The following is a 17846-nucleotide window of genomic DNA, read 5'->3' as shown; positions in this document are numbered from 1 at the left end:
TGCCGGAGATCCCGGCGCGAAGCACGGAGCGGAGGTATCAATGACCCGCATCGCGATCATCGGTGGCGGACCGGCCGGCTATGAGGCGGCCTTGGTGGCGGCCCAGCACGGAGCGTCGGTGACGCTGATCGATTCCGACGGCATCGGCGGAGCGTGCGTGCTGTGGGACTGCGTCCCCTCCAAGACCTTCATCGCCTCCACCGGCGTGCGCACCGATCTGCGCCGCGCTCGCGATCTGGGGATCACCCTCGACCCGGCCCAGGCGCAGGTGCAATTGCCGGAGGTGAACGCGCGCGTCAAGGCGCTGGCGCTGGCGCAGTCCTCCGACATCCGCTCGAAACTGCAGACCGTCGGGGTGACGGTGCTGGCAGGTTACGGCGAGCTGATCGATCGAGGCAGCGGCCTGGCCGCGCACCGGGTGCTGGCCAGACTGGCCGACGGCGCGCAGCAGATCATCGAGGCCGAGGTGGTGCTGATCGCGACCGGTGCGAGCCCGCGGGTGCTGCCGGGCGCGGAGCCCGACGGTGAGCGGATCCTCAACTGGCGTCAGCTCTACGACCTGGATGAGCTGCCGGAGACCCTGGTCGTCGTCGGTTCCGGTGTGACGGGCGCGGAGTTCGTCTCGGCATACACCGAGATGGGCGTGCGGGTGAAACTGGTCTCCAGCCGCGACCGCGTGCTGCCCGGCGAGGACGCCGACGCCGCGCTCGTGCTGGAGGACGCGCTCGCCGAGCGCGGCGTCGAACTGGTCAAGCACGCCCGTGCCGACGCGGTGGAGCGCACCGCCGACGGCATCGTGGTCAAGCTCTCCGACGGCCGCACCGTCTCCGGCTCGCACGCGCTGATGACCGTCGGCTCGACACCCAACACCACCGGCCTCGGGCTGGAAAAGGTCGGCATCGAACTCGACCGCGGCGGCTATCTGCGGGTGGACCGCGTGTCGCGCACCTCGGTGCCGGGCATCTACGCCGCGGGCGACTGCACCGGCCTGCTGCCGCTGGCCTCGGTGGCCGCGATGCAGGGGCGCATCGCGATGTACCACGCGCTCGGCGAAGGCGTCAGCCCGATCCGACTGAAGACCGTCGCCTCCGCGGTGTTCACCCGGCCGGAGATCGCGACCGTCGGCGTCAGCCAGACCTCGATCGACAACGGCGAGGTGCCCGCGCGCACGGTGATGCTGCCGCTGAACACCAATCCGCGCGCCAAGATGTCCGGGCTGCGACGGGGTTTCGTCAAGATCTTCTGCCGTCCGGCGACCGGCGTGGTGATCGGCGGTGTCGTGGTCGCGCCGATCGCCTCGGAGCTGATCCTGCCGATCGCGCTTGCGGTGCAGAACAATCTGACGGTCAACGACCTGGCCCAGACCTTCTCGGTGTACCCGTCGCTCACCGGTTCGGTGACCGAGGCGGCGCGTTTGCTGATGCGGCACGACGACTTGGGCTGAGCTCGGGTTTGACGCACCGGGTGCCGTGTCCGATCCCGGACACCGGGCCCGGTGAACTCGGGGCGGACGCGGGATGCGGGCGCTCTTGCCACCCTTGGCTATTCGCTGCGTTGCCCATCGTGCGCACATGTGGTTCACTCTCGGCAGAGATGCGATCGGCTGGACGGTCGCGGAGTTCGGTGTGGGGGGATGGGTTCTTTCCAGATCGGCACGTGCGAACGGCCCGGGTCGTTCGACGATCAGGCGTCTCACCCAGGGACAACTGCATGCGGCCGTTCCGGTCGCACCCGGGAAGGGAATTGCGAAAAGTGAAACATCGTAAGCCGAGTCGGGCGCAGCGAGCGATGGCGAGCACCTCGTTGCCACTGGCCACAGCGGCTGCCGTGGCCACTCTCTTCGCTGCGCCGGCGGGGGCGGCTCCCAACGATCCGGCCACTCCGTCGACGCCCGCGCCTGCGCAGCCGGGCGTGAACGAGTCGCCGAGCACCCCGGAGACCACCCAGGCCGAGCCGAACAAGCCGGAATCCAAGCCGGAGGCGCAGAAGCCGGAGAGCAAGCCCACGCCGAGCCAGCCGGGCGTCACCACCCCGGAGTCGGATCACGCCGCGCCGGAACAGAAGGATCCGAAGCTGGCCAAGCCGACCCAGCCGGGCGTGACCCCGCCGCGGGTCGCGCCGCTGCCGGTCCCCGGTCAGCAGAAGCCGGACGAGCCGCTGCCCGCGGTCGTGCCTGATCAGGCGGCGCCGCAGCCGGGCGGGCAGTCCGGCCAGCAGGCGGCCCCGCAGCCAGGACAGCAGGCCGCTCCGCAGCAGGGCGCGCAGAACGACAACGCCCAGGCGCGGCAGCCGGACAGCTCCACGCTGGTGCAGCCGCAGGCACAGCCGCGCTGGCAGGCGCCGCGGCTGGAGTCGGCTCCGGCCGCGCCGGTCGTGGAGATGACCGGCCCGCACGCCGAGATCGGCGCCAACATCGACGGCGGCACCATCCTGCCCGGCCACGTGGCCAACACCCACCACTTCAGCAACGAGGCCGGTTACGTCGGCACCATCGGCTACCGCACGCCGACCGGTTCCGGTGAAGCGGGCGTCTCGGTGGAGTTCGTCGACAAGAACACCGTCAAGCTGACCACCTACACCGGTGGCGAGGGCTTGGCATCGAACAACACCACCACGGTGTTCGACACCACCCAGCTGAACCAGGCCAAGGCCGCGGTGGAGGACTGGATCCGGGAGCAGCCGGGCGGAGCCGCTGCCCTGGATGCCGCCGCACAGGTTAAGCTTCCGCTTCAGCCGGGCGATTTCGCTCCGCAGACCGTCGACGTGGGTGGTGTCACCACCCAGTGGGGTGGCTCACTCCAGTACTGACACGTACAGTTTCGGCGGGTGGGGCGGTCGTTCACGGCCGCCCCACTTGTGTGTCCTGGGAAAGGATTGGGTGTGACCTCCGAGGGTGACGCGAGGGAGAACGAATCCGACCAGTCCGGTTCGGCGTTCGGTCCGTCGTTGGGGGAGTTCGGGCCGCCGGTTTCCGAGTTCGGACCGCCCGTCTCGGAATTCGGTCCGCCGGTTGCGGAATTCGGCCCGCCGACGGGGGCCGACACCGGTCCCCGCTGGCAGGTGCCGCAGCAGCCTACCGATCACCCGGAACTGACTTGGCGACCCGCGGGCGAGCCGGAAACGACACCCGCGCTGCCGTCGCAGTTCCGCGCGCCGGATTCCACCGTCTACACCGGACCGCCCTCCGCCGCGCCCGAGCAGCCTTCCGCCGCAGCCGAGCGCTCCCAGCCGACGAGCGGTGAGCCGCAGGAATCCTGGTGGAACCAGCCGACCGCCGAAGGCGGCGTGCCGAAGCCTCCCGCGCCGTCCGAATCGGGTTTGTCCTGGGCCGAGGACCCGATCGCCATGCGGCTGGCGTTGCGTGTGCCGACCACACCGGCGCCGGCCCGGCGCAAGGGCCCCTCGCCGCGATGGATCGTGCTCGGTGCGGTCGCCGCGGTAGCGGTGCTGATCGCGCTGACGGTGACCATCATCGTGTCCAGCGGCAGCGATGAGGACGAGAACGGTACGGCCGCGTCGGCCGGGCCCAGCACCGTGTCGGTGAACTGCCCGACCCGCACCGAGGGCAAGGTCACCTTCGGCAACGGCCCAGGGGATACGAGCAGTGGGATCCGCGCGATTCTGGGCTTCGAGCACGCCTACTATTCCGAGCGCAGCGCCACCCGCGCGCACACGTTCGTGGCGCCGGGCGCGAACGTCGAGCCCCCCGCGGACCTGCAGAAGACCATTGATCAGCACATTCCGCAGGGGACGGGCTATTGCCTGCGGATCGCGGAGATCACCCCCGACCGCTTCAACGTGGAGATCACCGAGCACCGTCCGGATGGCACGGAGGCCCAGTACTTCCCGGTTATCACAACCGTGAATCTGGACGGGCGGACCCTCATCTATCTGATCGATTGAGTCGCTTCGTGGAGTCGGGACCCGTCCGCCGGTTCCTTCCCGCGATCCCGGCTGCGCGCATTGCCTGAAACGAGTGCCGAGTCCGATCCGCCCGGCCACCGGTGCGCGCCGGGACTGCGCACCCGAGGCCGCCGACGCCGATCAGCCGTCGTTGACGCCCGGCTGCAGGTAGTTCGTGACCTGCCACACGTAGCCTCCGCCTGAGCGCACGCAGCCGAGAACGGCTTTGCGCTGGACCCCATTGCCCACGTCCACGTAGTCCTTCGCCGTCGCTCCGGGGACGGTGCACTTCTGGCCGGGCTGGGCGGCGTTCGCCGAGGGCGCGGCGAAGGCCAGGATGCCGGTGGTCAATGCGCCGATGGCGAGCGCGGATGCGATGTGCTTCATTGCTTTTCGTTCCTTCGATCGGATGATCTGTACGTGAATCTGGACGGTCGCGGTGCGCAGGCCGTTCCATCGAGTGATATAGATCACTTCGATCGGACATGTTGTATGCCCTCTGGGCTCGGCTTTCGGGCAGCGGGTCGGTGGGCCTTGCCGTAGGCGCACTCGACTGATCGCACCGGTGTCCTCGCCTATCGATTGGGTCTCACATAATGAGAATAGAATTTCATATTTTGGTAGTCGGTATGAAACAGTGAGGATACGCGTACCGTGGCGTCCTCCTGGAGGTTTCATGTCGGCGATCACTCCACCACTGGCCCGGCGTCTCGACGGCCTGACGAGCTCGGCGATTCGGGACCTGCTGAAGGTAGCCGCGCGCGACGACATCATCAGCCTGGCCGGTGGCCTTCCCGACGAGCAATTGATGCCGAGGGACCGGATCGCGGAGGCGGCGGAATCGGCGCTGGCGGACCGCGCACGACTGCAGTACACCGAGTCGGCGGGCTGGGGCCCGCTGCGTGAAGTGCTCGCCGCGCGCGAGACCCAGCGGCTGGGGCGGCCGGTGCCGCTGGAGGAGGTGTTCGTCACCCACGGCTCGCAGCAGGCGTTGTCGCTGCTCGCCGAGGTGCTGCTCGATCCGGGCGCACTGGTCGTGGTGGAGGATCCGGCCTACGTCGGCGCCTTGCAGGTGTTCCGCGCCGCCGGATCGCGCATCGTGACGGTCCCGCTGGACGCCGACGGGATGCGCGTCGACGCGCTGGCCGAGCTGCTCGGCCGCGGCGAGCGGCCCGCCGTGGTGCACACGGTGAGCAATTTCCACAACCCGCGCGGTGTCACCATGAGTTCGCGGCGTCGACGGGAACTGGCCGAGCTCGCCGACCGGTACGGATTCTGGGTGATCGAGGACGATCCCTACGGTGAGCTGTGGTTCGACCGGCCGTCGCCGGAGCCGATCGCGACGTATTCGCCCAATGTGATCCGGTTGTCCAGCGTGTCGAAGATCCTTGCCCCGACCTTGCGGGTGGGCTGGATGACCGCGCCGAACGCGGTGTGCAGGGGCGTGGAGTTGCTGAAGCAGGGCGCTGACCTGTGCGGTTCGGCCTTGACCCAGCAGATCGCCGCCGATCTGCTCGCCGACGCGGACTGGCTGACCGGGCAGGTCGAACAGATCCGGCGGGTCTACGGCGCGCGTGCGCGGGTCTTGGTCGACGAACTGCGCACCAGCTTCGGCGACCGGCTGGTGAGCACCGACGCCGCCGGTGGCATGTTCGTGTGGGTCGATTTCACCGATGGGACCGACACCGTGCAGCTGTTGCCCCATGCCATCGATCTCGGCGTCGCCTACGTCCCCGGCGAGGCGTTCGCGGTGTCGGGCGGTCATCGGAGCTCGATGCGTCTGTGCTTCACCACTTCCGACGCGACGACGCTGCGGGAGGCGGTTGCGCGCTTGGCGCGCGCGATCGGCGCATAGATTCGGGAGCACCGCTTTCGGTAGCGGAAGCGGACTCGGCGCGTTTTCAGTCCACCCAACCGTAGGTGCGCTCGACCGCCTTGTTCCACGCGGCGAAGCGCTCTTCGCGCTCCGCCTCCGGCATGGTCGGATGCCAGGTCTTGTCGGCGGTCCAGTTGTCGCGGATGTCGTCGGTGCCCGCCCAGTAGCCGACAGCCAGCCCGGCCGCGTACGCCGCACCCAGCGCGGTGGTCTCGTTGACCACCGGGCGCACCACGGGCACGTCGAGCACGTCGGATTGGAACTGCATCAGCAGATCGTTGGCGACCATGCCGCCGTCCACCTTCAACGTGGTCAGCTCCAGGCCGAGCCGCTGGGACTCCGCGTCGGCGCGCATCGCGTCGACCACCTCGCGGGTCTGGAACGCGGTGGATTCCAGCACCGCCCGCGCCAGGTGCGCTTTGGTGACGAAGCGGGTGAGCCCGGTGATCACGCCGCGCGCGTCCGGGCGCCAGCGCGGGGCGAACAGCCCGGAGAAGGCGGGCACGATGTAGGCGCCGCCGTTGTCGTCGACGCTGCGGGCCAGCGGCTCGATCTCGTCGGCGGAGGAGATGATGCCGAGATTGTCGCGGAACCACTGCACCAGCGAGCCGGTGACCGCGATGGAGCCCTCCAAGGCGTATACCGCGTCCGCGTCACCGAGGCGGTAACACACCGTCGTGAGCAGGCCGTGCTTACTGAACACCGGCGTGGTTCCGGTGTTCAGCAACATGAAATTGCCGGTGCCGTAAGTGTTCTTGGCCTCGCCGGGCGCCAGGCACGCCTGGCCGAAAGTGGCGGCCTGCTGGTCGCCGAGGATGCCCGCCACCGGCACCCCGGCCAGCGGTCCCGAACCGATCGGCGCGTAGACCTCCGAGGAACTGCGCACCTGCGGCAGCATCGACTCGGGCACGACGAACTCCCGGCAGATCTCCGAATCCCATTGCAACGAGCGCAGATCCAGCAGCATGGTGCGGGAGGCGTTGGTCACGTCGGTGATGTGCTCGCCGGTGAGCTTCCACAGCACCCAGCTGTCGACGGTGCCGAAGCACAGCTCGCCCGCCTCCGCGCGCTCCCGCACGCCCGGCACGTTGTCCAGGATCCAGCGCAGCTTCGGCCCGGCGAAATAGGTGGACAACGGCAGGCCGGTGCGGTCCTGATAGCGGGCCGGTCCCGCGTCGCCGGCCAGTTCGGCGCACAGCCGGTCGGTGCGGGTGTCCTGCCAGACGATCGCGTTGTACACCGGCCGGCCGGTCTCGCGGTCCCACACCACGGTCGTCTCGCGCTGATTGGTGACGCCAACCGCGGCGATGTCGTCGGCGCCGAGGCCGCCACGCTCGAGAACCTCACCGAGAACGAGTTCGGTATTGCGCCAGATGGTTTCGGGATCGTGCTCCACCCAGCCCGGTCGCGGGAAGATCTGCTCGTGCTCCCGCTGGGCGACGCCGACGACGCGCCCTTGCCGGTCGAAGACGATGCACCGGCTGGAAGTCGTGCCCTGGTCGATGGCGGCCACATAGCGACGCATGGGCTGAGTTTATTTGGCCGCTGTGTTGGTTCTCCAGCGCCTGCGGCGCTGGGTGTTCGCGGCCCCCTTGTGGCTCGCGTCCGAGCGACCGCCGCTGGCGACTTCGTCGCGGACGCGGCGGCCACTCGGACGCGAGCCGGGCCGCGAACGGCGGATGCTCGGTCTCGCTTCGCTCGAAAGACGTGGTTGCGGTGGGTTGGGCGCGTAGATGTCGAAGGTCGGTATCGAGCTCACGCGGTCTGTGGTGGCCGGTATCGGCTCGGACGCGACCCGGGCCGCGAACGGCGCAGGCTCGGTCTGGCTTCCCTCAGCGGGGTGGTGGGGATGAGCTGGGGCGTCGGTGCCTCTTCGTTGGACGTCATGCGCTGCGCGGTCGGGTGTCAGCTCGACCGGTCTGGGGACTCATGGCGTGCGCAAGTGGCCGTGGGGAGCAGGGCCGTCGTGGTCTGTAGGCGCCTGGTGGGCTGGGAGGTCGCTTCGGTGGTTTGTGCGTGCTGGCTACTGGCTGCTGGGTGCGAGTCGGGTGGGTGGTGCTCTGCGTGTCCGAGGCCCGCTCGCTCCACGGCGAGGACTTCGTGCGGTCGATCGGACATGCTTTGGCTGCGAATCGAGCAATGCTCGGTCTCGATCCGGTCGCACAGGGGTGCGGTGGCCGCCCATGACTCGATGTGCGGGTGACCGCTGAGGCGTGGGCGCGGATATCCGGTCGATGGGCTTGGTGGTGCGTGGGGCGCGGTGTCGGGTAGCTCACTGGGCCGGGGAATGGTTCGTCTCTCGGTTAGGGTTGAACTTGTTACCGATGAGTAGGGCGGGGCGACACGGATCGGGGCGCGGGCGGTCGATTCGCGGCGGCTTCGCCTAGCCTGGAGCTGAACGCTCGATCGGACACATCCGCGTCGGCTGGAGGAGTCGAGCATGGCCAAGAAACCGGAATCGCAGCTTCTCGGGCCGGAGCAGCGCAGGGCGGCCTGGGAGCGCTTCGGCAAGGATCATTTCGATGTGGTCGTCGTCGGCGGGGGCGTGGTGGGGGCAGGCATCGCGCTGGACGCGGCGACCAGGGGCTTGCAGGTCGCGCTGGTCGAAGCCCGCGATTTCGCGTCCGGGACATCCAGCCGGTCGTCGAAGATGTTCCACGGCGGGCTGCGGTACCTCGAGCAGCTGGAGTTCGGCTTGGTGCGCGAGGCGCTGCGCGAGCGCGAGCTCACGCTGTCCATGCTGGCGCCGCACCTGGTCAAGCCGCTGCGCTTCCTGTATCCGCTGACCAATCGCGTGTGGGAGCGGCCGTACGTGGCGGCGGGCCTGGTGCTGTACGACACCATGGGCGGGGCGAAATCCGTGCCGGGACAGCGGCATCTCACTCGGGCGGGCGCGTTGCGGCTGGCGCCCGGATTGCGGCGCGATTCGCTGATCGGGGGTGTGAGCTACTACGACACGGTCGTCGACGACGCACGCCACACCATGATGGTGGCGCGCACGGCCGCGCACTACGGCGCGGTGATCCGCACGTCCACGCAGGTGGTGGGGTTCCTGCGGGAGGCCGACCGGGTGGTCGGCGTGAAGGTGCGCGACACCGAGGACGGACGCGCGGGCGAGGTCCGTGGCCATGTGGTGATCAACGCGACCGGCGTGTGGACCGACGAAGTGCAAGCCTTGTCGCATCAGCGCGGCCGGTTCCATGTGCGGGCTTCCAAGGGCGTGCACATCGTGGTGCCCCGCGACCGCATCGTGAGCGACACCGCGATCATCCTGCGCACCGCGACCTCGGTGCTGTTCGTCATCCCCTGGGGCGCGCACTGGATCATCGGCACCACCGACACCGACTGGAATCTCGACCTCGCGCATCCGGCCGCGACCAAGGCCGATATCGACTACCTGCTGGAACGGGTGAACGAGGTGCTGGTCCAGCCGCTCACGCCGGACGACATCGACGGCGTGTACGCGGGCCTGCGCCCGCTGCTGGCCGGGGAGAGCGACGAGACCTCCAAGCTCTCGCGCGAACATGCCGTCGCCCGGGTCGCGCCCGGGTTGGTCGGCATCGCCGGCGGCAAGTACACTACCTATCGCGTGATGGCCATCGACGCGATGGACGAAGCGGCGCAGGACATTCCGGCCCGCGTCTCGCCGTCGATCACCGCGAAGGTTCCGCTGCTCGGCGCCGACGGCTATTTCGCGCTGGTCAATCAGACGGTGCAGCTGGCCGAGAGCTACGGGGTGCATCCGTACCGGATCAAGCACCTGCTGGATCGATACGGGTCGCTGATCTCCGAGGTCATGGCCTTCGCCGAGGACAAACCCGAACTCCTGCAACCGATCACGGACGCGCCGTCCTACCTGCAGGTGGAGGCGGTCTACGCGGCGGCGGCCGAGGGCGCGCTGCATCTCGACGACATCCTGGCCCGCCGGACCAGGATCTCGATCGAGTATCCGCATCGCGGAGCCAACTGCGCGGAGCAGGTGGCCCGGCTGGTCGCGCCGGTCTTGGGCTGGGACGACGAGGAGATCGACCGGGAAGTGCGCACCTATCAGGCGCGGGTCGAGGCGGAGATCCGCTCGCAGACCCAACCGGACGACGCCTCCGCCGACGCCCTGCGGATCGCCGCGCCCGAGCCGCGCCCGCAGATTCTGGAGCCGGTGCCGTCGGAGGGCTGAGCGGTGATCAGTCCCGGTCGGCGCGCGCTTCCACCCCCATCGCCCAGGCGACCAGTGAGCGCAGGTAGCGCAGTACCAGTTCGTCCGGGTACTCGATCGGGTCGGTGAGGTGCAGCCGGGCCAGTTCCTCCATGGCGGCCAGCAGGATTCGCTCCGTCGGGCCGTTCGGATCCACGGTGACCCCGAGATAGCGGGACAGGTGGCGCGCGCCGATCGCACGCGCGTAGGCGCGACCGAGTGAGAGCCGCTCCCGCAGCTCCGGCGGCCCACCGTCGAACGGGCTGAGCATGATGCGCCAGCTGGTCGGCGCGGCGTGCAGATAGTCGAGGATGCCGCGGCCGACCCGGTCCACGTCACCGTGATCCCAGTCCACGCTGCGCACACCGGCGAACGCGATGGCCGATTCGCGGTCCAGCAGCGCCGACGTCAGCCCGGACAGATCGGTGAACTGTTGATACACCAGCGCGCGAGCCACCCGCGCCTCGCGGGCAACCCGCTCGATGCTGACCGCGCCGAAGCCTTCGGTGGCGACGATGTCGCGCGCCACGTTCAGCAGTTGGGTGCGGCGGTCGGCGGCGGACATCCTGCGCTTGGGCCGCGCCTCGGTGGTGCCGCGCTCGGCCGTGGAGCGATCCGTGGTCACGCCGTCGAAGGTAGCTCGAGCAGCAGTTCGACCGCCCGCGCCGCACTCTGCACCGCGCTCTCCATCGTCGCCGACCAGTCGGTGGCGGTCCAGTCGCCCGCGAGCGCCAAGGTGGGCACCGAAGTGCGCTGGTCCGGTCGCAACGCGTGGTTGCCGACGACCTGCGAGAAGGTGGCTTTCGGCATGCGCACGACTTGGGCCTGCACCACGTTCGCCGCTCGCGCCGCCGGATAGTAGCGGCGAAGCAACGCCATCTGCTCGGCGACGATCTCGTCGCTGGACTTGTGGATCTGCTCGTAGGCGCCGCTGGTGGTCAGGCAGTACAGCCATGCCTTCTCGGTGCTGCGCCCGGTCATCCGCTGGCGATCGAAGACCTCGTCGATGACGCCGGTGCCGCCGATCAGCGCCTCGAACTCGGCCGTGGTCCCCAGCGGGCGGTCGAGATAGAGATTGGTGCTGACGATCGGCGTGTAACCCAGTTTGTCGGCCGCCGCGTAGATCTCGGCGTGCTCGGGCAGTTCGTCGAGCAAGCCGCCGATGTTCGAGTTGGGCACGGCGCACACCACCGCGTCGGCCGGGATCGTGCTGCCGTCGGCCAACGCGACGCCCGTCACCTTTCCGTCCGCGATATGGATACGGCGGGCAACGGCCCGGTAGCGCACTTCCACACCGTGCTTCTCGAAGACCCGCAGCGCCCCGGTGACATACAACGTGTCCAGATCGGTGGTGGGATAACCGATGTCGACGGCCTGCCGGTGACGCAGGCCCAGCCGGATGCCGGTGGCCAGTACATCGGCGAACACCTTCGCCGACTCCCGCTGCACCGGCTCCGCCGCGATGCCGAGGGCCAGCCAATCCCACAATGCCTCACGGGCTTTGGCGGGCATGCCGACCCGGTCGAACCATTGTTCCGTGGTGAGGTCGGGCAGGTCGGCGGGTTGGTGCAGGCACTGCCAGCCGAGCCGGAGCGTGGCGATCGTCGCGCGCACGCGCTCGAGCGGGTTCGCGTCGGGATGCGCGCCGGACAGCGTGCGCAGTGCGGCGATTCCTTTGGTGCGCATGGTGACGCTGCGCCCGCCGGGCCAGCGCAGTGTGCCGCCGTGGGGGAAAGCGACGTATTGGCGTGTGCCGACGCTCGTCAGATAGCGGAACAGGTGGTCGTATCCGCTGGCGATCACGTGCTGGCCGTTGTCCGGCGGATCGTCCACCGCCTCGGCGCGCATGGCGTGGGTGCGTCCGCCGAGCCTGCCTCTGCGCTCGAGCAGGGTGACCTGCTTGCCCGCCTCCGCCAGCCAGACCGCCGAGGCGAGCCCGGCCAGTCCGCCACCGATCACCACGTATCGCCGTGGGTCGCTCATGCTGCCTCCCGTCATAACTGACAATTTGTAAGTTAGGTGGGCGGGAGGTGCGCGTCAAGAGTTGTCGGCTGATATCGACTGGGACACAGCGAATTACCGGAGCGGCGGATCACCGCGTCCGGATGCCGGGAGAAACGATCATTCCGCCGGAACAGGCTGACAGCGAGGGCAGAAGAAGATGCCGCGCTCCCGCTGCACCACCCGGTCGTAATCCGGTGCGCTGTCACCGAGTAGGCCGGCCACGAGTGGGGTGCCGCAGCGCTGGCACGGGCGATGGGTACGGCCATAGGCCAGAGGGCGCCGGGGCGGCTTCGCGACCGCCTCGGTGAGAATGCGATGTGCTTCGTTGACCAAGGCCAGCAGATCCGGGACATCCCCCACCCTGGTCGCGGGGTGGACGCGGCGCAGAAAGCAGACCTCGCTGCGGAAGATGTTCCCGATACCGGCCAGATTGCGCTGGTCCAGCAGGGCGACGCCGATGGGCTGGTCGGGATACCGCTCCAGTCGCCGGACGGCTTCCGCCGCATCCCAATCCGGGCCGAGCAGGTCGGGGCCGAGATGGTCGACGACGCGGTGCTCGTCGCGTACCCGCACGACCTCGACGGTGCCCAAGGAGAATCCGACGGCCTCGACATCCGCGGTGCTCAACACCACCCGCGCGGCGACGCGGGGTTTCGTCCAGCGCTGACCGCAGTGGAACACCCGCCAGCTGCCCTCCATCTTCAAATGGGTGTGCACACTCACGATCGGCGTCCGGATGAACAGGTGCTTGCCGTAACTGCCGACGCTCTCGACCACCTGACCGCGCAGGTCGACCGTGGCGTACCGCGGGACACGAAAATCGCTGCGCGTCAGTTCTTTTCCCACCAAGGCCGCGCGGAGCCGCTTCGCGGCCAGGAAGACGGTGTCCCCCTCAGGCATGGGGCGACTCCGGTGCGTCGGCGTAGGGTCGCGGGCTCACGGGCGGCTCCGGAGGCGCAGGCCGCGCGGGGTGGCGGAGAAACCCGCTTCGGTGAGGAATCCGGCGAACGTGTTGCCGTGCACGGTCTCTCCGTTGACCCGATCGATGACCAGCGAGTCCACCCTGCGGCGGCGGACCAGGTCGGCGAGCGCCGCGGCGGCGGCGCGGCGGGCGTCGGGGTCCTCGGTGAAGGTGAGCAGGGTCTTGCCGCCCCGCTCCAGGTACAAGACCAGTTCGCCGTCGACGAGCACGACCAGCGCCCCGGCTTTGCGTCCCGGGCGATGCCCGCCCTCGACGTCGCTCTTCGGCCAGGCCAGTGCCGCGCCGTACGGGTTCGCCGGATCGCAGGCGGCCAGCGCCAGCACCGTGCCGGTCGGCTCCCTGGACTCGGGACGGGCGCGTTCTGGGTCGAAGGAGCGCAGCCGGTCCACCACATCGGTGGTGGAGAACTGCGCGCCGCCCAGCGAATCGACGAAATAGCCGCGACGGCAGCGGCCACGGTCCTCGAACTCGGTGAGCACCCGATACATCAGCGCGAACCCGCCCGGTACGCCTTCGTTCTGTACCGACCCCCTGGTCAGCACGCCGTAGCGCTCCAAGAGCAGATCCGCGGTCGCGTGTGCGCGCAGCGTGTTGTCCGAGATCCGCTCCGGGAGCAGGGACCAGCGCCCGGCGACCGACGGCGGGCCGGAACGGGTGGGCATGCTCGGCCGGGGCAGGTAGGCCCGCCCCCGCGGCGCGCGCCGGGGCGTGCGGTGGGCCGTGGTGGTCCGGGTTGTGCCGGACAGCAGTGCTCGCACCGGCGCGAACGTGTCACCGGAAACCATTCCGGCCCAGACCAGTTCCCACAGTGCCGAGGCCGCCGCGCTGTCGTCGAGCAGGCCGGTGGCGTCGGAGAGCTGGCGGAAGAAGTACGCGCCGCCGCCCTGCGGCACGGGGATCAGGCGTTCCGCGGGAGCAGCGGAGACCGGATTCCCCACACCGGCCGCGTCTTCCGGACCGACCGGTGATCGTCTTCCACGTCGGCCGTCGCCCGACCCGTTCGGTGTGGCGCTACCAGGGGGCTCGGCCACATCGGAGCGCCGGTGCGCGCCGTGACCGTCGGCCGCGCTGCCGACGGGCGGATCCGGCTCGTCCAACGGCACGGGCACTCGATCTTCCGCTCGGCCGGGTGGCGTCCACGGCACGAAGGTCGCGCCCAGCGCGGCGAGCAGGCGCAACTGGACCTCGGTGAGCTCGATGTCGTCCGGCGGCGCGAGGCTGAACGGCGCCTGCTCGGCCGGATGCAGCGCGATCCAGCCGTCCTTGGCGGTGATCGCGCCGTGCCCGGACCAGATCACCTCGCCGGTCGCCATGAGTTCGTCGAGCATGGCCGGGGTGTAGTCGCGCACCCGCGCGGGCAGGACGAGCGATTCCCAGGCCGACGCGGGGATCGGCACGCCCGCGAGCTGTTCCACCACGGCCGCTACGCCGTCGACGCCGCGCAGCTCGCCACTGCCGACGTGCTGCCAGGACGGGAGAAATCGTCCGAACGCGGCGGTCGAGACCGGCTCGACCTCATGTCTCGCGGCGGCGAGCGACCTGCGGCGCAGTCGGCGCAGCACCTGCGTGTCGCACCATTCCGACCCGGCCGCCCCCGGCGTGAATTCGCCCTCGACCACGCGTTTCTCCGCGGCGAGCCGATGCAGCGCGGTAGCGGCGACCGCGGTGCCGAGGCCGAACCTGGCCGCCACCGCCTCCGTGCCGAACGGGCCGTGGGTGCGGGCATAGCGGCCGATCAGATCGCCGAGCGGATCGGCCACCGGCTCGATGAACGCCGACGGCGTGCCGATCGGCAGCGGAACCCCGAGCGCGTCGCGCAGCCGGGCCGCGTCCTCGACCGCGACCCACCAGGTGCGCCCCGCGAAGGAGACCTCCAGCGCACGACGGGCGGACACCAGGCTCTCGAACCAGCCGACGGGGTCGTCCTCGCAGCGCTCGGCGGCTTCGGCGGCGGTGAGCGGCCCGAGCAGCCGCAGCAGATCCGCCAGACCCTCGGCGTCGCGCGCGTGCCGCTCGGGGGTGAGCCGCTGCAGTTCGCGCTCGGTCTGCTCGATGACCGCGGCGTCGAGCAGTTCGCGCAGCTCGACCCGGCCGAGCAGTTCGGCGAGCAGGCCGGAATCGAGCGACAGCGCGGCGGCGCGCCGCTCGGCCAGCGGGCTGTCGCCGTCGTACATGAACTGCCCGATGTAGTCGAACAGCAGAGCGTTGGCGAACGGTGACGGCGTCGCGGTCTCCACCTCGACCAGCCGTATCCGCCGCCGCCCCACCTGGCCGAGCAGTTCGCGCAGCGACGGCAGGTCGTAGACGTCGCGCAAGCATTCGCGCACCGTCTCCAACAGGATCGGGAACTCGGGAAACTTGCGCGCCACGTCCAGCAACTGGGCCGAGCGCTGCCGCTGCTGCCACAGCGGGGCTCGTTTGCCCGGGTCGCGGCGCGGCAGCAGCAGTGCGCGCGCGGCGCATTCCCGGAATCGGGAGGCGAACAGCGCCGAGCCGCCCACTTGCTCGGTGACGATGTCGTCGATCTCGTCGGCCTCGAAGACGAACAGTTCGGCGCCGGGCGGATCGTCGGTGGTGTCGGGCAGCCGCACGACGATGCCGTCGTCGGAGGCGTTCGGCGCGGCGTCGACGCCGAACCGCTCCCGCAACCGCGCGCCGATGGCCAGCGCCCACGGGGCGTGTACCGGGAGGCCGTAGGGCGAGTGCAGCACCAGCCGCCAGTCGCCGAGTTCGTCGCGGAACCGCTCCACCACCAGGGTGCGGTCGGTGGGCAGGTGGCCGGTCGCGGTGCGCTGTTCGTCCAGGAGAGTCAGGAGATTGGCGGTCGCGTTGTCGTCCAGACCGGCGGAGAGCATGAGGTCCGCGACCGGCTCCTGCACCGCTACGGCAGCCGCGCCGCCCGTGTCGATGCTCTTCGGAAACGACTGCGCGCGAGTTCTTTTGGACGTTTTCGGCGGTGTACCGCCGTCGCGCCGCGACGTCTTCTCCGCACTCGCCGGTCCTGCGGCGCGGTCCTGCGCGACCGTGCGCACGAACTCGCCGAGCGCCGCGCCGAGTTCGGCGGGGCGACCCAGCCCGTCACCGTGCCAGAACGGCAACCGGCCCGGCTGCCCGAACGCGGGCGTCACCAGCACCCGATCGAAGGTGATCTCCTCGATCCGCCAGCTCGTCGCCCCGAGCGCGAACACGTCGCCGACCCGGGACTCGTACACCATCTCCTCGTCGAGTTCCCCGACCCTCGAGGCCTTCTCGCCCACCATGTACACCGCGAACATGCCGCGATCGGGAATCGCTCCGCCCGAGGTCACGGCCAGCCGCTGCGCGCCGGGCCGCCCGGTGAGGGTGCCCGCGTCGCGATCCCAGACCAGCCGGGGACGCAGTTCGGCGAACTCGTCGGAGGGATACCGCCCGGAGAGCAGGTCGAGCACCGATTCATAGGCTGAGCGCGGCAGCGAGGCGTAACTGCCTGTGCCGCGCACGACGTCGAACCACGCGTCGACGTCGATCGGGTCGAGCGCGCAGGCGGCGACGGTCTGCTGCGCGAGGATGTCCAGCGGATGCGCCGGGATCTGGATCGCCTCGATCTGCCCGGCCGTCATCCGCTGCGACGCCACCGCGCAGTGGATGACGTCGGTGCGGTGTTTGGGAAAGATCACCCCGCGCGAGATCTCGCCGACCTGATGCCCCGCCCGGCCGATCCGCTGCAACCCGCTCGCCACCGATGGCGGGGCCTCCACCTGGACCACCAGGTCCACCGCGCCCATGTCGATGCCCAGTTCCAAGCTGCTGGTCGCGACCACGCAGCGCAGCCGCCCGCTCTTGAGATCGTCCTCGATCAGCGCTCGCTGCTCCTTGCTGACCGAGCCGTGGTGCGCGCGCGCCAGCAACGGCCCGGCGCCGTGGATCACCTCGGTGGACGGGCCGAGCTGGGCGGGCGGCTTGTGCTCGGTCTCCACCGGCTCGCCCAGCCGCGCCGCGTACGCCTCGTTCAGCCGGGCGGTGAGCCGCTCGGCCAGCCTGCGGGAGTTCGCGAACACGATCGAGGACCGGTGCTCGAGCACCAGATCGACGATCGCCTCGTCCACGTGCGGCCAGATCGATCCAGGCTGGTCGGAGTCGCCCGGCTCGGTCATGTCCGCCACCGGCACGCGCACCGACAGGTCGAACGTCTTCGGCGCTGGCGGCGCGACCAGCGTGATCGGCGCGTTGCCGACCAGGAACCGCCCCACCTCCTCCGGCGGCCGTACCGTCGCCGACAGCCCGATGCGCTGGGCGGGCCGCTCGGTCAGCAGATCCAGTCGCGCCAGCGACAGCGCCAGGTGCGAACCGCGCTTGGAGCCGGCGATCGCGTGCACCTCGTCCACGATCACCGTGCGCACCTCCCGCAGCGTCTCGCGCGCGGCCGAGGTGAGCATGAGGAACAGCGACTCCGGCGTGGTGATCAGGATGTCGGGCGGGGTGCGCAGCATGGACCGCCGATCCGACGCGCTGGTGTCGCCGGAGCGGACGCCGACGGTGATCTCCGGGGGCTGTAGTCCCAGGCGCTTGGCGGTCTGCGTGACACCGACCAGCGGCGCACGCAGATTGCGTTCCACGTCCACCGCCAGCGCCTTCAACGGGGACACGTACAGCACCGAGGTGCCCGCCCGCTCCGGCCGCCGCTCCCGGCCCGCCAGCTGGTCTATCGCCCACAGGAACGCCGAGAGGGTCTTGCCGGACCCGGTGGGCGCGACGACCAAGGTGTGCTCGCCCGCCGCGATCGCCTTCCACGCCCCGAGCTGAGCGGAGGTCGGCGCGGGGAACGCGCCGTCGAACCACTCCTGGGTCGCGCGGGAGAACTGGGCCATGGGTTCAGTGTGCACCGGCGCACCGACAAGCACGCCGGTACC

General features: G+C 70.0%; 11 protein-coding genes. 5 read left to right on the top strand and 6 right to left on the bottom strand.

The features are described from left to right. The first annotated feature begins 40 nt into the window (after positions 1-40). The 3 genes from ACH49X_RS22745 (at position 41) to ACH49X_RS22735 (ending at position 3903) form a co-directional block, all read left to right on the top strand. A complete protein-coding gene (locus tag ACH49X_RS22745) occupies positions 41-1444 on the top strand; it encodes an NAD(P)H-quinone dehydrogenase (RefSeq protein ID WP_357209330.1) in 1404 nt (467 codons plus the stop codon). A gap of 383 nt (positions 1445-1827) precedes the next feature. Beyond that, complete coding sequence (locus ACH49X_RS22740) at positions 1828-2808, top strand: hypothetical protein (protein WP_195080522.1); 981 nt, start codon at positions 1828-1830, stop codon at positions 2806-2808. Positions 2809-2880: 72 nt separating this feature from the next. Further along, complete coding sequence (locus ACH49X_RS22735; RefSeq protein WP_357209328.1) at positions 2881-3903, top strand: hypothetical protein; 1023 nt, start codon at positions 2881-2883, stop codon at positions 3901-3903. 141 nt (positions 3904-4044) lie between these two features. On the opposite strand, the gene ACH49X_RS22730 is transcribed toward ACH49X_RS22735, so the two are convergent. Beyond that, positions 4045-4290, bottom strand: coding sequence for a hypothetical protein (locus tag ACH49X_RS22730; protein ID WP_195080524.1), 246 nt, complete (start codon positions 4288-4290; stop codon positions 4045-4047). 289 nt (positions 4291-4579) lie between these two features. Between ACH49X_RS22730 and ACH49X_RS22725 the strand changes: the two genes are divergently transcribed. After that, entirely contained in the window at positions 4580-5758 is a 1179-nt protein-coding gene (locus ACH49X_RS22725; RefSeq protein WP_195080525.1) for a PLP-dependent aminotransferase family protein, read from the top strand. A 46-nt stretch (positions 5759-5804) separates the two neighbouring features. Here ACH49X_RS22725 and glpK read toward each other — a convergent pair whose 3' ends face one another. Beyond that, positions 5805-7304, bottom strand: a complete 1500-nt coding sequence (glpK, locus tag ACH49X_RS22720) for a glycerol kinase GlpK (protein ID WP_357209327.1) — start codon at positions 7302-7304, stop codon at positions 5805-5807. Positions 7305-8219: 915 nt separating this feature from the next. Here glpK and ACH49X_RS22715 point away from each other — a divergent pair. Then, positions 8220-9953 (top strand): glycerol-3-phosphate dehydrogenase/oxidase, encoded by a 1734-nt coding sequence (locus tag ACH49X_RS22715; protein ID WP_195080527.1) that lies wholly within the window; start codon positions 8220-8222, stop codon positions 9951-9953. 7 nt (positions 9954-9960) lie between these two features. Here the strand turns inward: ACH49X_RS22715 and ACH49X_RS22710 are convergent, their stop codons facing one another. The 4 genes from ACH49X_RS22710 to ACH49X_RS22695 all read right to left on the bottom strand — a co-directional run bounded on the left by ACH49X_RS22710 (position 9961) and on the right by ACH49X_RS22695 (position 17804). Continuing rightward, the gene (locus ACH49X_RS22710; RefSeq protein ID WP_195080637.1) at positions 9961-10536 is read right to left on the bottom strand and encodes a TetR/AcrR family transcriptional regulator; all 576 of its coding nucleotides are present in this window, start codon (positions 10534-10536) and stop codon (positions 9961-9963) included. A gap of 56 nt (positions 10537-10592) precedes the next feature. After that, a complete protein-coding gene (gene hpnE, locus ACH49X_RS22705) occupies positions 10593-11954 on the bottom strand; it encodes a hydroxysqualene dehydroxylase HpnE (protein WP_195080528.1) in 1362 nt (453 codons plus the stop codon). Positions 11955-12092: 138 nt separating this feature from the next. Next, the gene (locus ACH49X_RS22700) at positions 12093-12875 is read right to left on the bottom strand and encodes an Fpg/Nei family DNA glycosylase (protein ID WP_195080529.1); all 783 of its coding nucleotides are present in this window, start codon (positions 12873-12875) and stop codon (positions 12093-12095) included. A gap of 36 nt (positions 12876-12911) precedes the next feature. After that, the gene (locus tag ACH49X_RS22695) at positions 12912-17804 is read right to left on the bottom strand and encodes an ATP-dependent helicase (RefSeq protein WP_357209309.1); all 4893 of its coding nucleotides are present in this window, start codon (positions 17802-17804) and stop codon (positions 12912-12914) included. Positions 17805-17846: the final 42 nt, after the last annotated feature.

This window comes from Nocardia sp. NPDC019323 (assembly GCF_044389845.1).
Taxonomy (GTDB): Bacteria; Actinomycetota; Actinomycetes; order Mycobacteriales; family Mycobacteriaceae; genus Nocardia; species Nocardia implantans.
The sequence above is the reverse complement of the archived record's forward strand: the minus strand, read 5'-3'. Positions and strand labels throughout refer to the sequence as shown.